The sequence below is a fragment of the Rhodococcus sp. T7 genome (genome assembly GCF_009872365.1).
In the GTDB taxonomy this organism is placed as follows: Bacteria; Actinomycetota; Actinomycetes; order Mycobacteriales; family Mycobacteriaceae; genus Rhodococcus_F.
The window spans coordinates 100,167-116,094 of record NZ_WXYH01000011.1; the positions used below are offsets into that span (position 1 = coordinate 100,167).

At 66.8% G+C, this 15,928-nt stretch carries 21 protein-coding genes and 2 pseudogenes; 11 read left to right on the top strand and 12 right to left on the bottom strand.

Annotated elements, in window-relative coordinates:
- Positions 1-3: 3 nt before the first annotated feature.
- Positions 4-222: a hypothetical protein gene (locus MLGJGCBP_RS01630; protein WP_087557565.1), complete on the top strand. Its 219-nt coding sequence runs from the start codon at positions 4-6 to the stop codon at positions 220-222.
- Here MLGJGCBP_RS01630 and MLGJGCBP_RS01635 read toward each other — a convergent pair.
- Positions 219-908: an HAD family hydrolase gene (locus MLGJGCBP_RS01635; protein ID WP_160093814.1), complete on the bottom strand. Its 690-nt coding sequence runs from the start codon at positions 906-908 to the stop codon at positions 219-221. The two genes, MLGJGCBP_RS01630 and MLGJGCBP_RS01635, sit on opposite strands and share 4 nt — an antisense overlap.
- 111 nt (positions 909-1,019) lie before the next feature.
- On the opposite strand from MLGJGCBP_RS01635, the gene MLGJGCBP_RS01640 reads away from it, so the two are divergent.
- Together MLGJGCBP_RS01640 and MLGJGCBP_RS01645 are read left to right on the top strand one after the other, a co-directional pair.
- Entirely contained in the window at positions 1,020-1,463 is a 444-nt protein-coding gene (locus MLGJGCBP_RS01640; protein WP_087557419.1) for an SRPBCC family protein, read from the top strand.
- A 4-nt stretch (positions 1,464-1,467) separates the two neighbouring features.
- A complete protein-coding gene (locus MLGJGCBP_RS01645) occupies positions 1,468-3,090 on the top strand; it encodes a phytoene desaturase family protein (protein ID WP_160093815.1) in 1,623 nt (540 codons plus the stop codon).
- Between the two features lie 3 nt (positions 3,091-3,093).
- Here MLGJGCBP_RS01645 and MLGJGCBP_RS01650 read toward each other — a convergent pair whose 3' ends face one another.
- Positions 3,094-3,510 carry an NYN domain-containing protein gene (locus tag MLGJGCBP_RS01650; protein ID WP_087557564.1) on the bottom strand — a complete coding sequence of 139 codons (417 nt, stop codon included), beginning with the start codon at positions 3,508-3,510 and terminating at the stop codon, positions 3,094-3,096.
- Between the two features lie 76 nt (positions 3,511-3,586).
- On the opposite strand from MLGJGCBP_RS01650, the gene MLGJGCBP_RS01655 reads away from it, so the two are divergent.
- The 4 genes from MLGJGCBP_RS01655 to MLGJGCBP_RS01670 all read left to right on the top strand — a co-directional run bounded on the left by MLGJGCBP_RS01655 (position 3,587) and on the right by MLGJGCBP_RS01670 (position 6,819).
- Positions 3,587-4,570, top strand: coding sequence for a magnesium transporter CorA family protein (locus MLGJGCBP_RS01655; RefSeq protein ID WP_087557417.1), 984 nt, complete (start codon positions 3,587-3,589; stop codon positions 4,568-4,570).
- 165 nt (positions 4,571-4,735) lie between these two features.
- Positions 4,736-6,187 carry a carboxylesterase/lipase family protein gene (locus MLGJGCBP_RS01660; RefSeq protein ID WP_160093816.1) on the top strand — a complete coding sequence of 484 codons (1,452 nt, stop codon included), beginning with the start codon at positions 4,736-4,738 and terminating at the stop codon, positions 6,185-6,187.
- Between the two features lie 184 nt (positions 6,188-6,371).
- On the top strand, positions 6,372-6,596 hold the full coding sequence (locus MLGJGCBP_RS01665) for a hypothetical protein (protein WP_160093817.1): 225 nt from the start codon (positions 6,372-6,374) through the stop codon (positions 6,594-6,596).
- A gap of 76 nt (positions 6,597-6,672) precedes the next feature.
- Entirely contained in the window at positions 6,673-6,819 is a 147-nt protein-coding gene (locus MLGJGCBP_RS01670; protein WP_160093818.1) for a hypothetical protein, read from the top strand.
- A gap of 11 nt (positions 6,820-6,830) precedes the next feature.
- Here the strand turns inward: MLGJGCBP_RS01670 and MLGJGCBP_RS01675 are convergent, their stop codons facing one another.
- The 3 genes from MLGJGCBP_RS01675 to MLGJGCBP_RS01685 all read right to left on the bottom strand — a co-directional run bounded on the left by MLGJGCBP_RS01675 (position 6,831) and on the right by MLGJGCBP_RS01685 (position 8,913).
- Positions 6,831-7,511, bottom strand: coding sequence for an endonuclease (locus MLGJGCBP_RS01675; protein WP_160093819.1), 681 nt, complete (start codon positions 7,509-7,511; stop codon positions 6,831-6,833).
- 11 nt (positions 7,512-7,522) lie between these two features.
- Positions 7,523-7,969: an STAS domain-containing protein gene (locus MLGJGCBP_RS01680; protein ID WP_160093820.1), complete on the bottom strand. Its 447-nt coding sequence runs from the start codon at positions 7,967-7,969 to the stop codon at positions 7,523-7,525.
- A gap of 218 nt (positions 7,970-8,187) precedes the next feature.
- The gene (locus tag MLGJGCBP_RS01685; protein ID WP_160093821.1) at positions 8,188-8,913 is read right to left on the bottom strand and encodes a GAF and ANTAR domain-containing protein; all 726 of its coding nucleotides are present in this window, start codon (positions 8,911-8,913) and stop codon (positions 8,188-8,190) included.
- A 132-nt stretch (positions 8,914-9,045) separates the two neighbouring features.
- Between MLGJGCBP_RS01685 and MLGJGCBP_RS51330 the strand changes: the two are divergent.
- Both MLGJGCBP_RS51330 and MLGJGCBP_RS01690 read left to right on the top strand, forming a co-directional pair.
- Positions 9,046-9,248 (top strand): annotated as a pseudogene (locus tag MLGJGCBP_RS51330) (HNH endonuclease); the annotation flags it as partial.
- 114 nt (positions 9,249-9,362) lie between these two features.
- The gene (locus tag MLGJGCBP_RS01690) at positions 9,363-11,096 is read left to right on the top strand and encodes a cutinase family protein (protein WP_160093822.1); all 1,734 of its coding nucleotides are present in this window, start codon (positions 9,363-9,365) and stop codon (positions 11,094-11,096) included.
- Positions 11,097-11,102: 6 nt separating this feature from the next.
- On the opposite strand, the gene MLGJGCBP_RS01695 is transcribed toward MLGJGCBP_RS01690, so the two are convergent.
- The 4 genes from MLGJGCBP_RS01695 to MLGJGCBP_RS01705 all read right to left on the bottom strand — a co-directional run bounded on the left by MLGJGCBP_RS01695 (position 11,103) and on the right by MLGJGCBP_RS01705 (position 12,751).
- A complete protein-coding gene (locus tag MLGJGCBP_RS01695; protein ID WP_160093823.1) occupies positions 11,103-11,684 on the bottom strand; it encodes a DinB family protein in 582 nt (193 codons plus the stop codon).
- Entirely contained in the window at positions 11,681-12,004 is a 324-nt protein-coding gene (locus tag MLGJGCBP_RS01700) for a hypothetical protein (protein WP_087557410.1), read from the bottom strand. The genes MLGJGCBP_RS01695 and MLGJGCBP_RS01700 overlap by 4 nt, the downstream gene beginning before the upstream one ends.
- 37 nt (positions 12,005-12,041) lie before the next feature.
- Positions 12,042-12,185 carry a hypothetical protein gene (locus MLGJGCBP_RS50290; RefSeq protein WP_179220188.1) on the bottom strand — a complete coding sequence of 48 codons (144 nt, stop codon included), beginning with the start codon at positions 12,183-12,185 and terminating at the stop codon, positions 12,042-12,044.
- A gap of 65 nt (positions 12,186-12,250) precedes the next feature.
- Positions 12,251-12,751 (bottom strand): DUF6328 family protein, encoded by a 501-nt coding sequence (locus MLGJGCBP_RS01705; RefSeq protein WP_087557409.1) that lies wholly within the window; start codon positions 12,749-12,751, stop codon positions 12,251-12,253.
- A 135-nt stretch (positions 12,752-12,886) separates the two neighbouring features.
- On the opposite strand from MLGJGCBP_RS01705, the pseudogene MLGJGCBP_RS01710 reads away from it, so the two are divergent.
- Positions 12,887-13,820 (top strand): annotated as a pseudogene (locus MLGJGCBP_RS01710) (DNA topoisomerase IB).
- A gap of 64 nt (positions 13,821-13,884) precedes the next feature.
- On the opposite strand, the gene MLGJGCBP_RS01715 reads toward MLGJGCBP_RS01710, so the two are convergent.
- The 3 genes from MLGJGCBP_RS01715 to MLGJGCBP_RS01725 all read right to left on the bottom strand — a co-directional run bounded on the left by MLGJGCBP_RS01715 (position 13,885) and on the right by MLGJGCBP_RS01725 (position 15,070).
- On the bottom strand, positions 13,885-14,157 hold the full coding sequence (locus tag MLGJGCBP_RS01715; RefSeq protein WP_160093824.1) for a GlsB/YeaQ/YmgE family stress response membrane protein: 273 nt from the start codon (positions 14,155-14,157) through the stop codon (positions 13,885-13,887).
- Positions 14,158-14,252: 95 nt separating this feature from the next.
- Positions 14,253-14,489, bottom strand: coding sequence for a microaggregate-binding protein 1 (mbp1, locus tag MLGJGCBP_RS01720; protein ID WP_005570747.1), 237 nt, complete (start codon positions 14,487-14,489; stop codon positions 14,253-14,255).
- A 41-nt stretch (positions 14,490-14,530) separates the two neighbouring features.
- The gene (locus tag MLGJGCBP_RS01725; protein ID WP_160093825.1) at positions 14,531-15,070 is read right to left on the bottom strand and encodes a Dps family protein; all 540 of its coding nucleotides are present in this window, start codon (positions 15,068-15,070) and stop codon (positions 14,531-14,533) included.
- 484 nt (positions 15,071-15,554) lie between these two features.
- Here MLGJGCBP_RS01725 and MLGJGCBP_RS01730 point away from each other — a divergent pair, with 484 nt between their 5' ends.
- On the top strand, positions 15,555-15,800 hold the full coding sequence (locus tag MLGJGCBP_RS01730; protein ID WP_087557405.1) for a cold shock domain-containing protein: 246 nt from the start codon (positions 15,555-15,557) through the stop codon (positions 15,798-15,800).
- Positions 15,801-15,928: the final 128 nt, after the last annotated feature.

The following is a 15,928-nucleotide window of genomic DNA, read 5'->3' on the forward strand; positions in this document are numbered from 1 at the left end:
ATGATGAGTGACACCAAGAAGGAGTTCGTGGCCCTCCGCCTCGACGAGGTGATCCACGAATGGGAGGCAAACGCGCCGGCCGGCGGTTCGGGTTCGGAGGGGCCGCTGGTGACAGCGCAGCGCCATCGGGCCGAGATCGACAACGCGAGCGACGATCGGGTCGACGAGATCGCCGAGGCGTATCCCGACATCGCGCAGGCGTGGTCGTCGCGCGGCGCCTAGTTCCCCCAGAGCTCCGACAGCGGACTGGACTCGAGGTGGTCCAGTAGGTCCTGTGTGTCCTCGAACACGGCCACCGCGCCTGCTGCCGTCAATTCGGCGCGGGAGATGCCGCCACTGAGGACACCGACGAACGTGACACCGGCCCGGGACGCAGCCTCGGCGTCCCATACCGCGTCACCCACCATCACCGCGGAGTCCGCGGACACGGACGCACGGTCCAGAGCCGCCCGCACCACTCCGGGATCCGGTTTCGCGTCGTCGACGTCCGCGGACGAGGTGGCGTGTGCGATGCACGAGTCGACCGACAGGATCTCCCGCAACACATCCAATTCCTCTTCTGGGGCGGAGGTGGCGAGGACGACCTGCACGCCGCGCCCGTGCAGTTCACGAATCAGTTCCCGGGCTCCGGCCAGCGGCCGCATGCTGTCCCGTGCGCCGAGGTAATACGTACTGTGGAGGTCCTTCGCACGATCCCCGAGCGTCTGCGCGTCGTCTCCGAGCAGCGATTCCAGGAGCAGCGACGAATCCAGCCCGATCCCACGATGCACCCGCCACGCGTCCACGTCGTGCCCGACCTCCCGGAACGCCCGTTGCCACGCCCGCACGTGCAGGTAGTTGGAATCGACCAGCGTGCCGTCGACGTCGAACAGCGCCGCTCCGGTGGGAGACAGGGATTCCGCAGTCATGCGCTCGAGCCAACCACAGGCCGGGGTCGGTGGCCACCGCGACGCGCATCACGTTTTCGATGCGGCCGGGGAGGGTAAGCGCGGAGAGTCGTCAGGTACCGATTCGAGGGAGTGGTCGTCATCGAAGCACATCGCGACACGTCGGCTTCGGCTTCGGATGTATGGTCCGTCCTCGCCAACGGGTGGCTGTACCCGTCGTGGGTGGTCGGGGCGTCACGGATGCGTGCCGTGTCCGCCGACTGGCCCGCGGTGGGAAGCCGTCTGCACCATTCCGTCGGCGCCTGGCCCGCACTGATCGACGACTCCACCGAGGTGCTCCTCTCCGAGGAGAACCGTGAGCTCCGGCTGCTGGCGCAGGTGACCCCCACCAAAGCGATTGTGCGTCTTCGCCTGGAGCCGCGTGAATCCGGTTGCCACCTCCAGATGTCCGAGGTCGCGGCCTCCGCCCCGTTGACCTGGGTTCCGCGGATGGCACAGGACCTGGCGGTGCTCCCGCGCAATCTCGAGTGCCTGCGCCGCCTTTCGTTCCTCGCCGAGCGAAACACGAAACCCTGACATCGTGACCGTGCAGACAGTCGACGCCGTCGTCATCGGGGCCGGGCCGAACGGGCTGGCCGCGACGGCCACCCTGGCCGCGGCCGGCTGGGACGTCGTGCTCCTCGAACAGCAACCAGAGCCGGGCGGCGCAGTGCGGTCGGCGGAACTCTTCCCGGGTTTCCGCACCGACCTGTTCAGCGCGTTCTATCCGCTCGCGGCGGTGTCTCCGGCGATCCGGCACCTCGACCTCGGGGGAGTGGGACTGCGATGGACCCAGGCCCCCGCCGCAGTCGGGCACCCCCGGCACTCGGACGACGACGATGCCCCGATGATCCGCCGGGATCCGGCCGACACCGCGGCCGACCTCGAGCGCAGGCAACCGGGGGACGGGCAGGCGTGGCTCCGGCTCTTCGAGCAGTGGAAGGACGTCAAGGAGCCATTCCTCGACACGCTGTTCCGTCCGTTCCCGCCCGTCCGGGGACCACGACGGCTGCTGTCCCAGCTCGGCACCGCGGAAGCCCTGCGGTTCGTGCGTTTCCTCATGCTGCCTGCACGCCGGATGACGCACGAATTGTTCGACGGCGAAGCTGCCCGAGTGTTGTTGCTGGGTAACGCAATGCACGCCGACACCCCCGTCGACGCGCCGGGAAGCGGGGTCATGGGATATCTCCTGACCATGCTCGCGCAGGACGACGGGTACGTCGTCCCGGTCGGTGGCGCAGGCGCACTCTCGGCCGCGATGGCGGAGCGGGCGAGACGAGACGGCGCACAGGTCCGCTGCGGCGAGGAGGTGACCTCGATCGAGGTAGGTGGGGGAGCGGCCACCCACGTTCGGACGGCGGGCGGTGACCGCTACCTGGCCCGCCGCGCCGTGCTCGCCGACGTGTCGGCGCCGGCACTGTACGGACGGCTGCTGGATTCCTCGGTGGTCCCCGCAGGTGTGCGCGCCGACCTCGAGAAGTTCGAATGGGACACCCCCGTCGTGAAGGTGAATTACGCACTCGACCGCAAGATTCCGTGGCGGTCCCGGAACCTCGAATCCGCCGGAACGGTGCACCTCGGTGCCGACGACGACGGGCTGGTCCGCTGGATGGCCGACCTGACGACGGGGATCATCCCGGAACGCCCGTTCCTGCTGTTCGGCCAGATGACGACGTCGGACCCCAGCCGCTCCCCGGAAGGAACCGAAAGCGCCTGGGCCTACACACATCTGCCGCGGGGGATCACCGACGACGAATCTGCGGAGCTGCTGGCGCACCGCGTGGATGCGATGCTCGAATCGCACGCGCCGGGGTTCGCCGAGCGCGTGGTCGGCCGCAATGTACAGCGTCCCGGCGACCTCGAGGCGAGTAACGCGAACCTGCACGGCGGTGCCGTCAACGGCGGCACCGCCCAGTTGTATCAGCAGCTGGTCTTCCGCCCGACGCCTGGTTCGTCCGGGCCCTACACCTCGATCGACCGGCTGTACCTGGCCAGTTCCGCCACCCACCCGGGCGGTGGTGTCCACGGGATGTGCGGGTACAACGCAGCCCACGCCGCCCTGGCCGACCAGGGACGGTGGGGATGGGCGCGGAAGAAGGTCCGCGGCCGCATCCTCGACCTCGTGGTCACCCCCGACGGGCAGCGATCGCCGCGGCACCGCTGACGGTCAGGAACGCTCGGCATCGATGCGGGCAAAGAGCCACCGCGGACCGACCGTCCGAGCCCCCAGCGCCTCGACTCGGGCCCGGAGCCCACGGTCCGCGGTAACGACGGTGATCGGCCGGTCGCTGTCTTCGGCGGCCGCGGCCACCACGTCGACGATCGCGTCGTCGCCCGAACCGGGTGCCGCCACCACCCGCAGACCGTCGAATTCCCGATCCGGCTCCCCGGTGACCGCGGCCTTCGCCGCACCCTCGATCACGACCACCACCTCGGCCGGCCGGTCCAGATGCTGTTCCAGGGCGCCCAGTTGAACGAGCAATCGGCGGGCCGCACCGGCGCGATCACGCCACCAGCCGTCAGGACGCGAACCGACGACGTTCGCCGCATCCACCACGATCAGCGCAGTCCCGTCGTCGGTCACCTCCACAGTTTGCCCTTTCCGGGCAGCTGTGGATGCTATGACAGTGGTGACGGCGCGTCATGGCGAGGAGGCCGAAATGGACGTCCGCTTCATCTCCGACGACGGTGTGCGTTCTTGTGCGGCGACCGAACTGACAGAGTTGCTCGACCGGCCCGACGGATTGGTCTGGGTGGACATCCCGACCTGGGACGATCAGGCACACGAGACGTTGACGACCGTCTTCGATTTTCATCCTCTCGCCGTCGGGGATTCGATGAACCGCAATCAGGTGCCGAAGGTGCACCGGTATGTGGACCATTTCTTCGTGGTTCTGCACGCGCCGCAGTCGGGCGCACACGGGCACGTGCACTACGTCGAACTGGACCAGTTCATCGGTGCCCGCTACCTGGTGACAGTGCACGGCCCCGTGAATCCGGCGATCGATCCCTCGACGGCGATGGTTGAGGTGAATGTGGTGCTGGGCAGGCTGGAGTCGGGCAAATTGCGGCCCGGCACGGCATTCGAGTTGTCGTTCGCGCTCCTCGCCGCGTTGACGGCACGGATGCGTGCTTACACCGCCGAACTGACCAAGGACGTGTGGAAGCTCGAGCAGCAGGTCACCGGCGGGCACCTCGGTGATCCGGAGACCTTTCTCGACGAGATGTTCCGGGTCCGGCACGGTCTGCTCACGGTCGGCACCATGGCCGCGTTGAGCGGGGAGGTGTACGGCAGGATGGTCACCATCGAGGCATTCGGTACCGGTAAGGGCCGGGACCTCCTGCTCGATGCGGTCGATCAGTTCCAGCATCTGACCGTGATGGCCAGAGGACAGAAGGATTACCTGCAGGGCACGATCGAGTTCTACCAGGCGCGCACCAACACCAAGATGACCGTCGCCGCCGAGCGACTCGCCGTCATCGCGGCCGTCACGCTGCCGATCACCGCCCTGTCCTCGATCATCGGGATGAACGTCATCGTGAACGAACGGACGCAGTGGCCCTCCGTCGCCGTGATCGTGCTCGTCATGCTCGCAATGTCCGGGGCACTGCTCGTCTGGGCGAAGCGCAAAGGCTGGTTCTGACGCGAAGTGTGATCCGCTTTCCTCGAGTGTCGAGCGATCGGATGCCGCGATCATGTCGTCACCGAAGCGCCGTGGGAGGCTTGGGCTGGGGGAATACCGATTCGAACGACCACCCTCGGCCCGGCCATCCGGCGTGACGCGCACATACGAAAGGGGACGCCGCTGATGACCGTCCGAACCGTGAACACCGAGGCAGGGCGACTCTCCGGTAACCACACCGACGGGGTCGCCCGCTACCTGGGAATCCCCTACGCGGCAGCGCCGGCGGGCGAACTCCGATTCGCACCCCCGGGCCCGCCCGAACGATGGACAGGCACCAGGGACGCTACTGTTTACGGCGCGACCGCACCCCAGCCGCCATTGCACCCCGCTCAGGCGTCTCTGGCACCGCTGGTCGGGCCCGGATGGGTAACCGGAGACGGCAACTACCTCAATCTCAACGTCTGGACACCGGACCCCGGCACGACTGGGCTTCCGGTAATGGTCTACCTCCACGGCGGCGGGTTCATGATCGGCTCGGGTACCGCCCCGGCGTTCGACGGCACGTCGTTCGCGCGCGACGGCGTCGTCCTGGTCACCGTCAACTACCGACTCGGGGCGGAGGGCTTCCTCGCGCTGCGCGGGGAGGTCACGAACATCGGATTGCGCGACCAGATCGCAGCACTGCGCTGGGTACGCGACAACATCGCCGGATTCGGTGGGAACCCGGACGACGTCACCGTCTTCGGCGAATCGGCCGGCGGCACCTCGGTCGCGTTCCTGCTGCATTCCCCGCCGGCCGCCGGACTGTTCCGGCGAGCGATCGTCCAGAGTGGCCACGACGAGATGGCCCGCCCGCTCGAGCTCACCGAAGAACTCACGAAAGCACTCGCCGCCCGGCTCGGCACCTCCCCGACAATCGGAGCGTTCCGAGCATGCTCCGCCGTCGATCTGCTGCGCGCGCAGGGTGCCCTGCTCAGAAAGGCATCCCGCCCAGACCTGCGCGACGACAAGGGTTTCGACCCGGGCCACGGTCGCGCGCTGTTCCTCCCCGCCACCGGTGACGACGTCCTCCCCGACCCGGTCGGAGTTCCGAGCACACACTCGCGCGGCGTCGACCTGTTGATCGGCACAACGCTGGAGGAAGCCAACCTCGGTTTCGGTGCCGACGAGTTCGCCGCCTTCGACGCGCACGACGCCGTAGCCGAGCTGGCCGCCACCTACCCCGATGCCGAAGCGCTTCTCGAACGACACCGTCTGCACGACCCGGCAGTCACGCCCGCACAAGCACTCACAGCTGCCTACACGGACCTGATGTTCCGATCACCGAGCCGCCGCACCGCGCGCCGTCACCCGGGCCCCGCCTACGTCTACGAATTCGCATGGCGATCACCACTGCACGGCGCCGCACACGGCCTCGATGTCCCCTTCGTCTTCGACACCACAGATGCATGCTGCGGCCTCATCGGCGACGACGCACCCGACGCGCTCACCCACGCGATGCATCGAACCTGGCTCGACTTCGCGACCCATGGAGATCCCGGCTGGCCCACCTACGACAACGCCGGGAAAGCGATGAGATTCGATGCCGACCCCCATCTCTGCGAGGACACCGCTCCCGACGGCATCGGCGCTTGACAGGGTACGGCCGCTGACCCGAGACGTGATGGTGGCCTACCACGCGCGCGCCGGCGACCGGGGAGGCGTCCTCGGGGCGATTGGGGACGGCGGCCACTGGCGCGAAGGGCATGTTGTGATGTACAACGTACTCGTAAGTTTGTGACTCAGGTCACTAAGTCGCTATTACGGGGTACGCCAGCACATGACCCACACCACGGTGGAACAGCACGATCAGCGCACGACGTCGCCGTCCTGCGCCGAGGAGCCGGCACGCCGGCACGCGCTGCGTCCGACCGTGTACATCGCTTCCGTCTCGGCCGCGACCGCGACCGCGCCCGCCATCGTCGTCACGGGGTCCGTTCTCGTCGCGGTGGCCACTTCCGTGTCAGTGCTCGCTGCCGTTGCACTCGCCGCGCTCCTGATCTGACCGTCGTCCGTCTCGCGGACGCACCCCTCGACCACCCCGCGGCTCTCGCCGACGCGGAAGACAGAAAGCACTGGCAATGAACACCTTCACTCCCGTCTCCGCTCGCCATCGTGGCTTCGCCCCTTCCCGCGGCTCGATGAGCACGGTGGAGATCAAGAACCGCATCGAAGCGATGTTCCGCGAGGACGACGACCGCGAGTCGATTGCGATTCGGCCGGAGTAGGGCGTCGGCTCTCACGAACTCTCGCCACGCACCTCGTCGCGAAGGTGCGAGTCGAGGGACACCCGGACGAGGGCGGCCGCCAGTTCCGCGACCCGGCCGTGCGGGACGAGGTCGGACAGTGCGTCGGGATCGTCCGGTAGCCCCAGATCGCGCGCAGACTCGCGCGCCCGCATGTCGAAGTAGGGTCGCACCCACGGCCACACGTCCTGCACTTCCCGGAGAAAGATGTCGGCGCCCACCGGGCCGATCCCGTCGAATTCCGTCAGTAACCGGACCGCGGCGGAGGTCGCGTGATCGCAGGCGCGAGCCAGCCGCCGTAGGTCGCCGCCGTACTCCTCGTCGACTCGCACCGCGGCGGCGTGCAGACGGGTAGCCGTGCTTTCGTCGTAGCGAACGTAATTTCCGCGGCCGAGTGCAGAGATTATGGTGCGGCGGTCCCCCTCACGCATTGCGCGCGGGCTGCGCAGTCCCGCACGAAAGAGTTCCCTGGCCGCCGAGACGGCGATCTCCGAGGAGATTCGCGTGCTCAGAAGCAGCGACAGCGTCAGTAGTTGGAAGAGCGGTGTGGGAGTGTCTTTCAGGGTGATGTGCGACGCGGACGCGTATGTGGGGCCGGCCTTGTCGAGAAGCCGGCTCACGATTTCCGCAGCGGCGGACTTCGCACGCGCACGGGTCGGTTGATTCCCAGGCATCGCCGCTCCGATCAAGTGTGCGCGATCTTCTCCACCCTGTCGAACGCGTCGTGGACCGTGCTGAAGGTCGGAATCGTCGCGCTCAATCCGATGGCCTCGATGGGGCGCAATACCGCACGATTTCCCGCGAGCGCCCACGTAATGTGCTGCCGCCTGGCCGATTCCGCGAACTCGGAGAGAATCGACAATCCCGACGTTCCGACGAAGTCGACTGCCGTCATGTCGACGATGACGCGTGAGAAGGCGCCCCCGTCGGTCAGATGAGCGAGGGCAAGCGCGAAGGATGGTGCAGCGAGCACATCTATGTCGCCCGAGATCCGCCCCACGTTGGCGTCGGCGAACGGTGCGAATTCGACGGTCATGCGCAGACTGCGGTCGTCAAGCGCATCCCGTGTGCAGTGGGCGGCGGGTGACGCAGTCGGGGGAGTGCGGCGGAACGACATGCGTGACAGTTTCATGACCCCTCCGATCGCGTGCAACCTTGTCGGTCTCAGTGCGCTATCGGCGGAAAGAGCGCACCGGCAGGAGGATCACAGTGGCATGGGAGTGCGCGCAAATCCGTCCACCGCGCACTGCTGCGGCCTCCAAACAAACTGCGGCTGTGTTCTCAACCACGCGCGATCAACACTACGTCGCCACCAGGTGGGCATCAACCGATTGTCTACACCGCCCGAACTCAGTCGAACTTCGAGTTGTGATGCGCGATGACTTCCCGTGCGACGCCTGTCAGCTTGATGTTCATATCCTGCGACGTCTTACGCAACAGGTCGAAAGCCCTGTCCTCGGAGATGTCGTGGAAGGCCATCATCAGTCCGATGGCTTTCCCGATCTCGCGGTTGCTGGCGAGGCCTTCACGTAGCGTCTGCGCTTCCTCGTGTTCGTGCAGCGCTGTCAGCGTCACCGCCGCGAACGCCGTGATCAGAATCGCCTGATCGATCGACTTGTCGGTGAACTCTCCGGGGTTGTCCGCGAACAAATTGAGTGCGCCTACCTTGCGTCCGCGGATCACTAGCCGGAACCCTGCGGCGCCTCGGACGGGCGTCTCGGCAACTGTGCGCCGGGCGAGCCGCGGCCACTGCGTCGACCGAGCGAGTTCGGTTTCTACCTGCGGTGCGTCGTTTTCGATCGCGTCGAGGCAGGGGCCTTCCTGCTCGGCTCGCTCGAGTGCATCGACGTGCGCTGCGACCTCGTCGCTCGCCGCCACGGTGATGTGACGATCATTCTGCTTCAGCATGAGGCTGGCATGCGCACACCCGGGAACCAGAGTCGCCGCGGCATCGCAGATGGCCTGGTAGACGTGATCGAAGTCGTCGCCGTTGTACACCATCTCGGCCAGCTTCGCGAAGACAGCACTGGGACTGTCGCCCCCCATACGTCCCGTCGCCGAGAGTTCATTCGGCATGACTTAGCCTCCCGAGGTGCGACAACGCGGTGTGAACCGGGCGCCGCAGTTCGAGCGACGTCCGCCCAATTCTGCCAGAACGGCGACAACCGCCGGTAAACCGCTGCGTACTATCGAACATATTTTCGACCCCCGATCCGCCATCACGACCACATCCTTTCGCCGAAACAAGGGCGCCACCACGGCACGTAACGGGGTGGGTTTGTGCGCGGCGTGCAATTACGCGAAGGAAGGCGACCGGACATCACTACCGGTCGGCGGCCCCACGACTCCCGTCCGCGGCACGGAGGTCGGAAATCGAGACGATCCTCGTCGCGCATCTCCGAGCGTCCTGAAACGACGTCTGCCAGGCACCGTGTAACACCGCTGCGGCGTTGCGCGACTTGTCTGTTAACGCGTTGACACCTACTCGGGTGTTCGGCACGCGCCACGAACGGATGGGGTAGACCATGAAACGTCGTGTTTCAGCACGCAAGGTCGCGCATCGACGGAGGATCGCAGGCAGTCTGGTCGCCCCTGGCGCACTGGGACTGGCGGCGCTGCTCGCGACACCGTGGTCGAACCCGGGCTCACCTGCCACGACGGCGACAGCCTTGACCGCAGCGGCCTCGGACGCGTGCTACGACATGGTCAGCATCGCCGTGGCCGGCCGTGGTGACAGCCCTAGGCCGGGCACCCACCAGATGCTCGTGGCACCCGACGGCACGCCGCTTCCCGCGTCGTACTCCAGCAACTACGCCAGTCCCTGGATCGATGAGGTGGTGAACGCGCCGCAGCAGTCCGTCGGCGGAGGGTCCTACGCCGCGGTGTACGTCGAGTACCCGGCGAACATGAACTCTTACGAGGACGCCGTGAACGCCGGCGTCGACAACGCCGAAACTGTCATGCGTTCCATTCATGCGTCGTGCCCGGACACCAAGTTCTCGATCGTCGGCTACAGCGAAGGCGCCGACGTCGCGAGACGGGTTGCGATGGAAGTCGGGAATCAGGACGGCCAGGACGGTTCGTACGACATCCTCGATCCCGCTTCCGTTGTCGGTGTCGTCATCCTGGCGGACGCCGGCCGCACCCTCGGCGAAGGAGCATTTCCGGGCGCCGAGAACGAATTCCGCAATCCCGACGGTTTCGATCTCGCCTACCAGTCGGGTCAGGCCGGCACCGCCGGACGCGGTGCCCTGCCCGGGACGTCCGGCAGTTTCGGCGCCTTGGACGGGAAGGTGGCATCGTTCTGCTCGGAAGGCGATCTGACCTGCTCCGCACCCGAGAACATCGCGCTGCTGCAACTCGCCATCAACGCGGGACGGCAGTTGAACATCGACGCGCTGCAGAAGGAGGGCCTGACCCCGGCGACGGGACAGGATCTCGCGGTGGTACTCGGGCAGATCGCCCTCGCCGCGTTCGCGGACATCCAGTCGCAGGACAATTGGATGCAGTCCGACGAGACGTTCCTCGACGTGTTGGTCAAGGTGTCGGATCCGGCATACAAGCCCGCCGATTCCGCTGCGACGCAATCGAACACGCAGGCCGGTCCGATCTCGTCCAATCAGGCGGTCGACTTGGTCTACCTGCCCGCCAAGGTGCGGAACGAAATCATCGGGTTCATCGCGGACAATCAGAACACGATCCAGGTGGCGATGAGCGATCCGTACCAGCAGACGCTGGGTGAGGGGACGGGCCACCACTTCGACTACTGGCGTGATGCGAACGCAGGAAACGGGAAACCGTTGACCTCTGCACAGTACGCAGCGGCCTGGCTGACACACCTCGCGCAGGAAGCGGAGAAGGGCGAGGCGCGAACGGCTGCTGCGGAGCAGCCCACCGCGAAACTCGCCGCCGCCTCGACGAAGGACGCGGAAGCGGCGCAGGTCGCACCCACCACCACCGACGCGAAGAAGCCCGAGTTGGCGAGCAACCCGGCCGGCAACTCGGTCAGTGCAACCACGACGACCCCCAGTGCACCGGCACCCACGACGCTCGCATCCACGACGTCGCCGGAACCCACGACAGCCGCGGAGATGGCCGCCGCAGCAGCAACGACGTCGCCGTCTGCGCCGCAGGCCGTCTCGGAACCCTCCCCGGTGACGACCACCACGGCGGAACCCACGACGACGCCGGCAGCGGAGTCGGTTGCGGCGACCACGCCGGTTGTCACCACGACGACTGTGCAACCGGCGGCCGGGTGAACGCGGTCAGCCGCGGCCGGCCTCCCTCGCCGCCCGTTCGAGGCGGGCCCGGTAGTTCTCCCACCACGTGCGCTCTGCGGTAGGCACGTTGCCGTTGTCCCCTCTCAGTCCGACGGTTCCGTCGAGGAGTTCCCGGACGATGTCGGCGTGCCCCGCGTGCCGGTGCGTTTCGGCGATCACGTGCAGGAGAATCCGATGCAGCGTGACGTCGCGGCGGTCTTCCGGCCAGTGCCGTATCCGGCCGGGCGCGTCGAGCGGCAGCGCCCGGATGGTGGCGTCCGTGTGCTCCCACGCCCGGCGGTACAGGCCGACGACGTATTCGCGGGACTCGTCGGCGGTTGCCCACATGTCCGCGTTGTCTTCGGCGTCGTCGGTCACCCACGGTGGGAATTCGACGGATCGGCAGAACGGCTCCCCGAAGTAGCCGATCTCGACGCCGGTCAGGTGTTTGACCATCCCCAGCAGGTTCGTGCCGGTCGCGGTCATCGGTCGGCGGATGTCGTACTCGGACAACCCGTCCAACTTCCACAGCAGGGCATTTCGTGCGGCCTGAAGGTAGTCGTGGAGGTCCGCCTTCGGATCGGTCAATGACCTTCCTGATCGGTCAAAGTTTCGCCTTCGAGTGCTTTGACGCGCCGCCGTTCGAGGAGAACCAGGACGGTGCCGAGCACGAGGCACAGGACGCAGGCGATTCCGCCGATCAGCGCCCAGCCCTCGAATCCGTAGCCCGCCGCGACCAGGGTCAACCCGAGCACGGCGATTCCGGCGGCGATGAGGATGTACCCGGGCCAATTCCGGCCGTCGGTGATCGCTTCACCGACGTGGTTGCGCATGGTATGGGCGTCGTCCTGTGGACGGAATTCGGAATTCAACTCATGGCTGGGCCCGTTGTCCGGCTGATACGTCACAACATTCCTCCTGTGCTCGAGCGGCGGTTCGGGTTTGTCAGTCGTTTTCGGCGTCGGCGGAGTCCTCCGTCAACTCGGGCGCGTTTTCTCTGGTGGCCATGCCGCCGTCCTTGCCGTGATCGGCTGGGCCCGGGCGGCCACCTTTTGGTTCGTCCTTCTCGCCGTGCGTGCTCTCGGACACGATCACCCTCTCCTTCCGCTGCCCCCGTTTCGCCTACCCGGAAGCCGTCGGACCAAAACGCGGGCTCACCGGTGCCGCGACTGCAGGACTGCGGCGAAGCCCCAGAGTCCGCAGAACATCGCCAATGCGACAGCGGCGGCGACGGCTCCTGCGAGGGGTGAGATGACGAAACTGAAGATCAACGCCACCACACCGATCAGTGCCAGGCCGAGGGTGGCGATGCCACAGATCGCGAGCCGATGCGAGGCCGCGACGAGTTCGGGGAGTGCGTGCCTGCGGAACAGCATGCGGTGCAGACCGACGGGCGCGACGAGCAGCATCGTCGACGTCACCGACAGGGCGACCGTCGCCAGATAGATGCCGACCTCGCTGTCCGTGAGGTCCTCGAACCGTTGCTGGAACGGCAACGTCAGCAGGAAGCCGGTGAGCAGTTGCACACCGGTCTGCACGACGCGCAGTTCTTGGAGAAGACCGCTCCAGTTCCGGTCGAGCCGCTGAGTTTCGGTCTCGTGACGGGCGCGGTAGTTCCAGTCGGCGTCGTCGCGCTCCGGCCCTCGACTGTCCATTCCTAACGAATACCCCATTGCGGGCGCGAGACCACTGGTTCACACGAAATCGGCGGATCGCGTGACGGTGTGGCTTCGTGGGTATCACGAGATCCGGAGACCTGCACGGTTCCGGCACGGACAGGAGGGGCACAGATGCGGCTGCGGAACAGTGATCCGTCCTCGGCGGGTATTCGCCGGCGACGGCGGGGCCGAGGCTTCTCCTACGAGGCTCCCGACGGGTCGTCCGCCGTGTCGGACGACGACAGGGCGCGCATCGACGCTCTGGTCATCCCGCCCGCGTGGCGGAAGGTGTGGATCTGTCCGCACGCGAACGGTCATATTCAGGCGGTCGGTGTGGATGCCGCGGGACGCCGCCAGTCTGCCGGAATGGCGGGAGCACGTGGGGGAAGCGCTGCGCCGCCGAGGCCGGGGGAGGTACCGCGTCGAGGCGGTCGCGCTGCGGATGCTCGATCGCGGTGTCCTGCGGATCGGAGGCGAGGAGTACGCCGAGGAGCACGGTTCACGGGGTGTCGCGACACTGCTGCGCGAACACGTCACCGTGCGGGCCGACGAAGTGCAACTCGACTTCCCGGCCAAGAGCGGGGTTCAGCGGACCCTGGCGTTCGAAGACGCCGCCCTCGCGACCGCCCTGCGTTCGCTGTTGCGTGCGGACGCGCCGCCGAGCGATCGGCTTCTCGTCTATCGCAGGGGCGGCAAGTGTTTCGAGGTACATGCCGACGACGTCAATGCCCGGTTCAAGGACGTGGCGGGGGACGAGTACACCGTCAAGGATCTTCGGACCTGGCACGCGACCGTGATCGCCGCGGTGGCGTTCGCGGACATCGGTGGCGCCTCGTCGAAGCGGGCCCGCAGTTCCGCGGAAACCGAGGTGATGCGCGAGGTCGCGAGCGTACTGGGTAACACCCCGCAGGTCGCGCGGACGTCGTACGTCGATCCGCGGGTGATCACCGCGTTCGACTCGGGGCGCACCATCGCGTCGTCGTTGCAGCGAGCCCGGCGGGCGTCGTCCGAGGACGCAGAGCGGGAAGTGGTGGAGAGGGCGGTGATCCGCCTGCTGGGGCGATGACCGGGCCGGGGCACGCAGAAATCGGGCCTGCCCATCGTGTGACAGGCAGGCCCGATTCCGGAAATCAATGCGTCACACGTCGCCCGGTGACGAGCTTGACCAGGAACAGGAGTATCACCGCGCCGAGGAGGCAGGTGAAGAAGCTGAACCAGAGACCGCCGCCTTCGACGTCGGTGCCGAAGAGGCTGAGGATGAAGCCGCCGAGGAGTCCGCCGACGATTCCGACGACGATGTTGAGGATGATCCCCATCTGGGCGTCGGTCTTCATGATCTTGCTGCCGATCCATCCGGCGAGGCCGCCGATGATGATCCAGCCCAGAATTCCCAGTCCTAGCACGTATCAGTCCTTTCAGGGGTGAGTGACACCGGCGGTCGCCGGTGTCAATCGGAGCGGAGACGTTCCGTGCGGGCCGGGTTCCGGCCCGCAGCGTGTCACTGTTCGGCGCGCTGGCGAGCTTCTTGCGCCTCGGCCTTGCCGCGGGCCTTCTCCGCTTCGGCTTCCTTCGCGGCGGCCTCGCGCTGGGCGGCGGCTTTGTCCTGCTGCGCCTTGCCCTCGCGAGTGAGGTCGTCCTGGCCGGACACCGCGCCCGCGGCTTCCTTCGCTTTGCCCTTGACGTCTTCGACGACGCCCTTGACGGCTTCTGCCGGTCCGCTGTTGTTCTCAGCCATGTTCGTCACCTTTCGGTAGTGGGTAAGAGGGTTGTCCGTACTTACCGCGCTTGCGAGGCGGCCTGCTTCTCGGAGTGCGCACCGTTGGTGGAGAGGCTGCCGCCGGAGTTCTCGAGGTGGGCGCGCACGAACCACTGGAACTTCTCGAGTTCGCCGGTCTGGCCGATGAGAAGGTCCTCGGTGATCGGGTCGAGGTCGCCCGTTTCGGCGATCGCCTTGCGGTTGTCCTCGACGACGCCGCTGTACACGAGGTCGAGAGCACCGAGGTGCGCCTGCGCCGTGTCGCGGTTCACGGAGTAGTCGTCCCACGTGCGGTCGCGGGTGATGGCGGCCGGAGTGCCGTCGGGCGACTTTCCCAGGGCGGCGATGCGTTCGGCGACCGCGTCTGCGTAGCCGCGCACCAACTCGACCTGCGGGTCGATCATCTCGTGCACGCCGATGAAGTTCGGACCTACCACATTCCAGTGAATGTGCTTGAGCGTCAGATGCAGATCGTTGTAGGCGCTGAGCCGCTTCTGCAGGATGTCGGCGACTCGCGCTCCCTGCTCGTCGGAAAGACCCGGCACGGTGAATTTCGACATTCTCGGTCCTCTCTTTCGCTTGCTGACTGCCTGCGGAACCCCGGGGCGTGGATGCCCCGTTCGGTCGCCTGCGTGTCGGGGCGGCGCCTGGTGAACTCACCGCGTACCCGTGACGGAAGGTCTCGAATCACGGGCCCCTACCTCGCCGGCGACTTCTGTTCGTATCGGCGAACGTTCTCGACTCGATCGCTGAAGTTCCGACGCCTCGACCGTACTACAAAATCTATGCCTGGCAAATCAGATCTTCTGTGGTCGCCAACGCGGATGCGTTGTGTCCGCCAGATCTCGATTGTGCAAACGCTCGGCGCGAACCGCCCCGTACTCGAAAGAGACCCACTATTTTCGGGTTGATTCGACCAGGGGGTCGAAAGTGTGCACGCCGAGGAGGAGCAATGCTCAACGTAACTCTGCTCGTGGTTCTACTCGTTGCGAGCTTGGGGGGCGGCGCCGCGCTCCGCGGCCTGGCCGATCGGAGGGCGGCACGATGAGCACCGGCGACACACTGCCTGCCCGTCCGTCGACGGCCCTGCAGACCGGCACGGTGCGATGGTTCAACGTTGACCAGGGTTTCGGCTTCCTCGCGCCGGCCGACGGATCCGACGACGTCTTCGTCCACATCTCCGAAATCGCCGGAGACGGTCACCGCATCCTCGTCGACGGGCAGCGCGTCAGTTTCACCGTCTGCCGCACCGACACCGGCAACCAGGCACGCGACGTCCGGATCGCCTGAGGCCCACCGAATCGGGTTCGTCGAACCACACGTCAGGAACACATTCGGGACACGTCCGCGCTTTGGTTCGCCGGCGGGTTGAGGGCCGCGGCAGCTGGGTACGCTGCCGAGAGTCGCAGAAACCGACG

Excerpts from the sequence above, each read along its gene's own strand:
- MLGJGCBP_RS01630 (WP_087557565.1), top strand. The coding sequence starts at position 4 with ATGAGTGACACCAAGAAGGAGTTCGTGGCCCTCCGCCTCGACGAGGTG.
- MLGJGCBP_RS01635 (WP_160093814.1), bottom strand. The coding sequence starts at position 908 with ATGACTGCGGAATCCCTGTCTCCCACCGGAGCGGCGCTGTTCGACGTC.
- MLGJGCBP_RS01655 (WP_087557417.1), top strand. The coding sequence starts at position 3,587 with ATGGACGTCCGCTTCATCTCCGACGACGGTGTGCGTTCTTGTGCGGCG.
- MLGJGCBP_RS01660 (WP_160093816.1), top strand. The coding sequence starts at position 4,736 with ATGACCGTCCGAACCGTGAACACCGAGGCAGGGCGACTCTCCGGTAAC.
- MLGJGCBP_RS01665 (WP_160093817.1), top strand. The coding sequence starts at position 6,372 with ATGACCCACACCACGGTGGAACAGCACGATCAGCGCACGACGTCGCCG.
- MLGJGCBP_RS01670 (WP_160093818.1), top strand. The coding sequence starts at position 6,673 with ATGAACACCTTCACTCCCGTCTCCGCTCGCCATCGTGGCTTCGCCCCT.
- MLGJGCBP_RS01675 (WP_160093819.1), bottom strand. The coding sequence starts at position 7,511 with ATGCCTGGGAATCAACCGACCCGTGCGCGTGCGAAGTCCGCCGCTGCG.
- MLGJGCBP_RS01680 (WP_160093820.1), bottom strand. The coding sequence starts at position 7,969 with ATGAAACTGTCACGCATGTCGTTCCGCCGCACTCCCCCGACTGCGTCA.
- MLGJGCBP_RS01685 (WP_160093821.1), bottom strand. The coding sequence starts at position 8,913 with ATGCCGAATGAACTCTCGGCGACGGGACGTATGGGGGGCGACAGTCCC.
- MLGJGCBP_RS01690 (WP_160093822.1), top strand. The coding sequence starts at position 9,363 with ATGAAACGTCGTGTTTCAGCACGCAAGGTCGCGCATCGACGGAGGATC.
- MLGJGCBP_RS01705 (WP_087557409.1), bottom strand. The coding sequence starts at position 12,751 with ATGGACAGTCGAGGGCCGGAGCGCGACGACGCCGACTGGAACTACCGC.
- mbp1 (WP_005570747.1), bottom strand. The coding sequence starts at position 14,489 with ATGGCTGAGAACAACAGCGGACCGGCAGAAGCCGTCAAGGGCGTCGTC.
- MLGJGCBP_RS01725 (WP_160093825.1), bottom strand. The coding sequence starts at position 15,070 with ATGTCGAAATTCACCGTGCCGGGTCTTTCCGACGAGCAGGGAGCGCGA.
- MLGJGCBP_RS01730 (WP_087557405.1), top strand. The coding sequence starts at position 15,555 with ATGAGCACCGGCGACACACTGCCTGCCCGTCCGTCGACGGCCCTGCAG.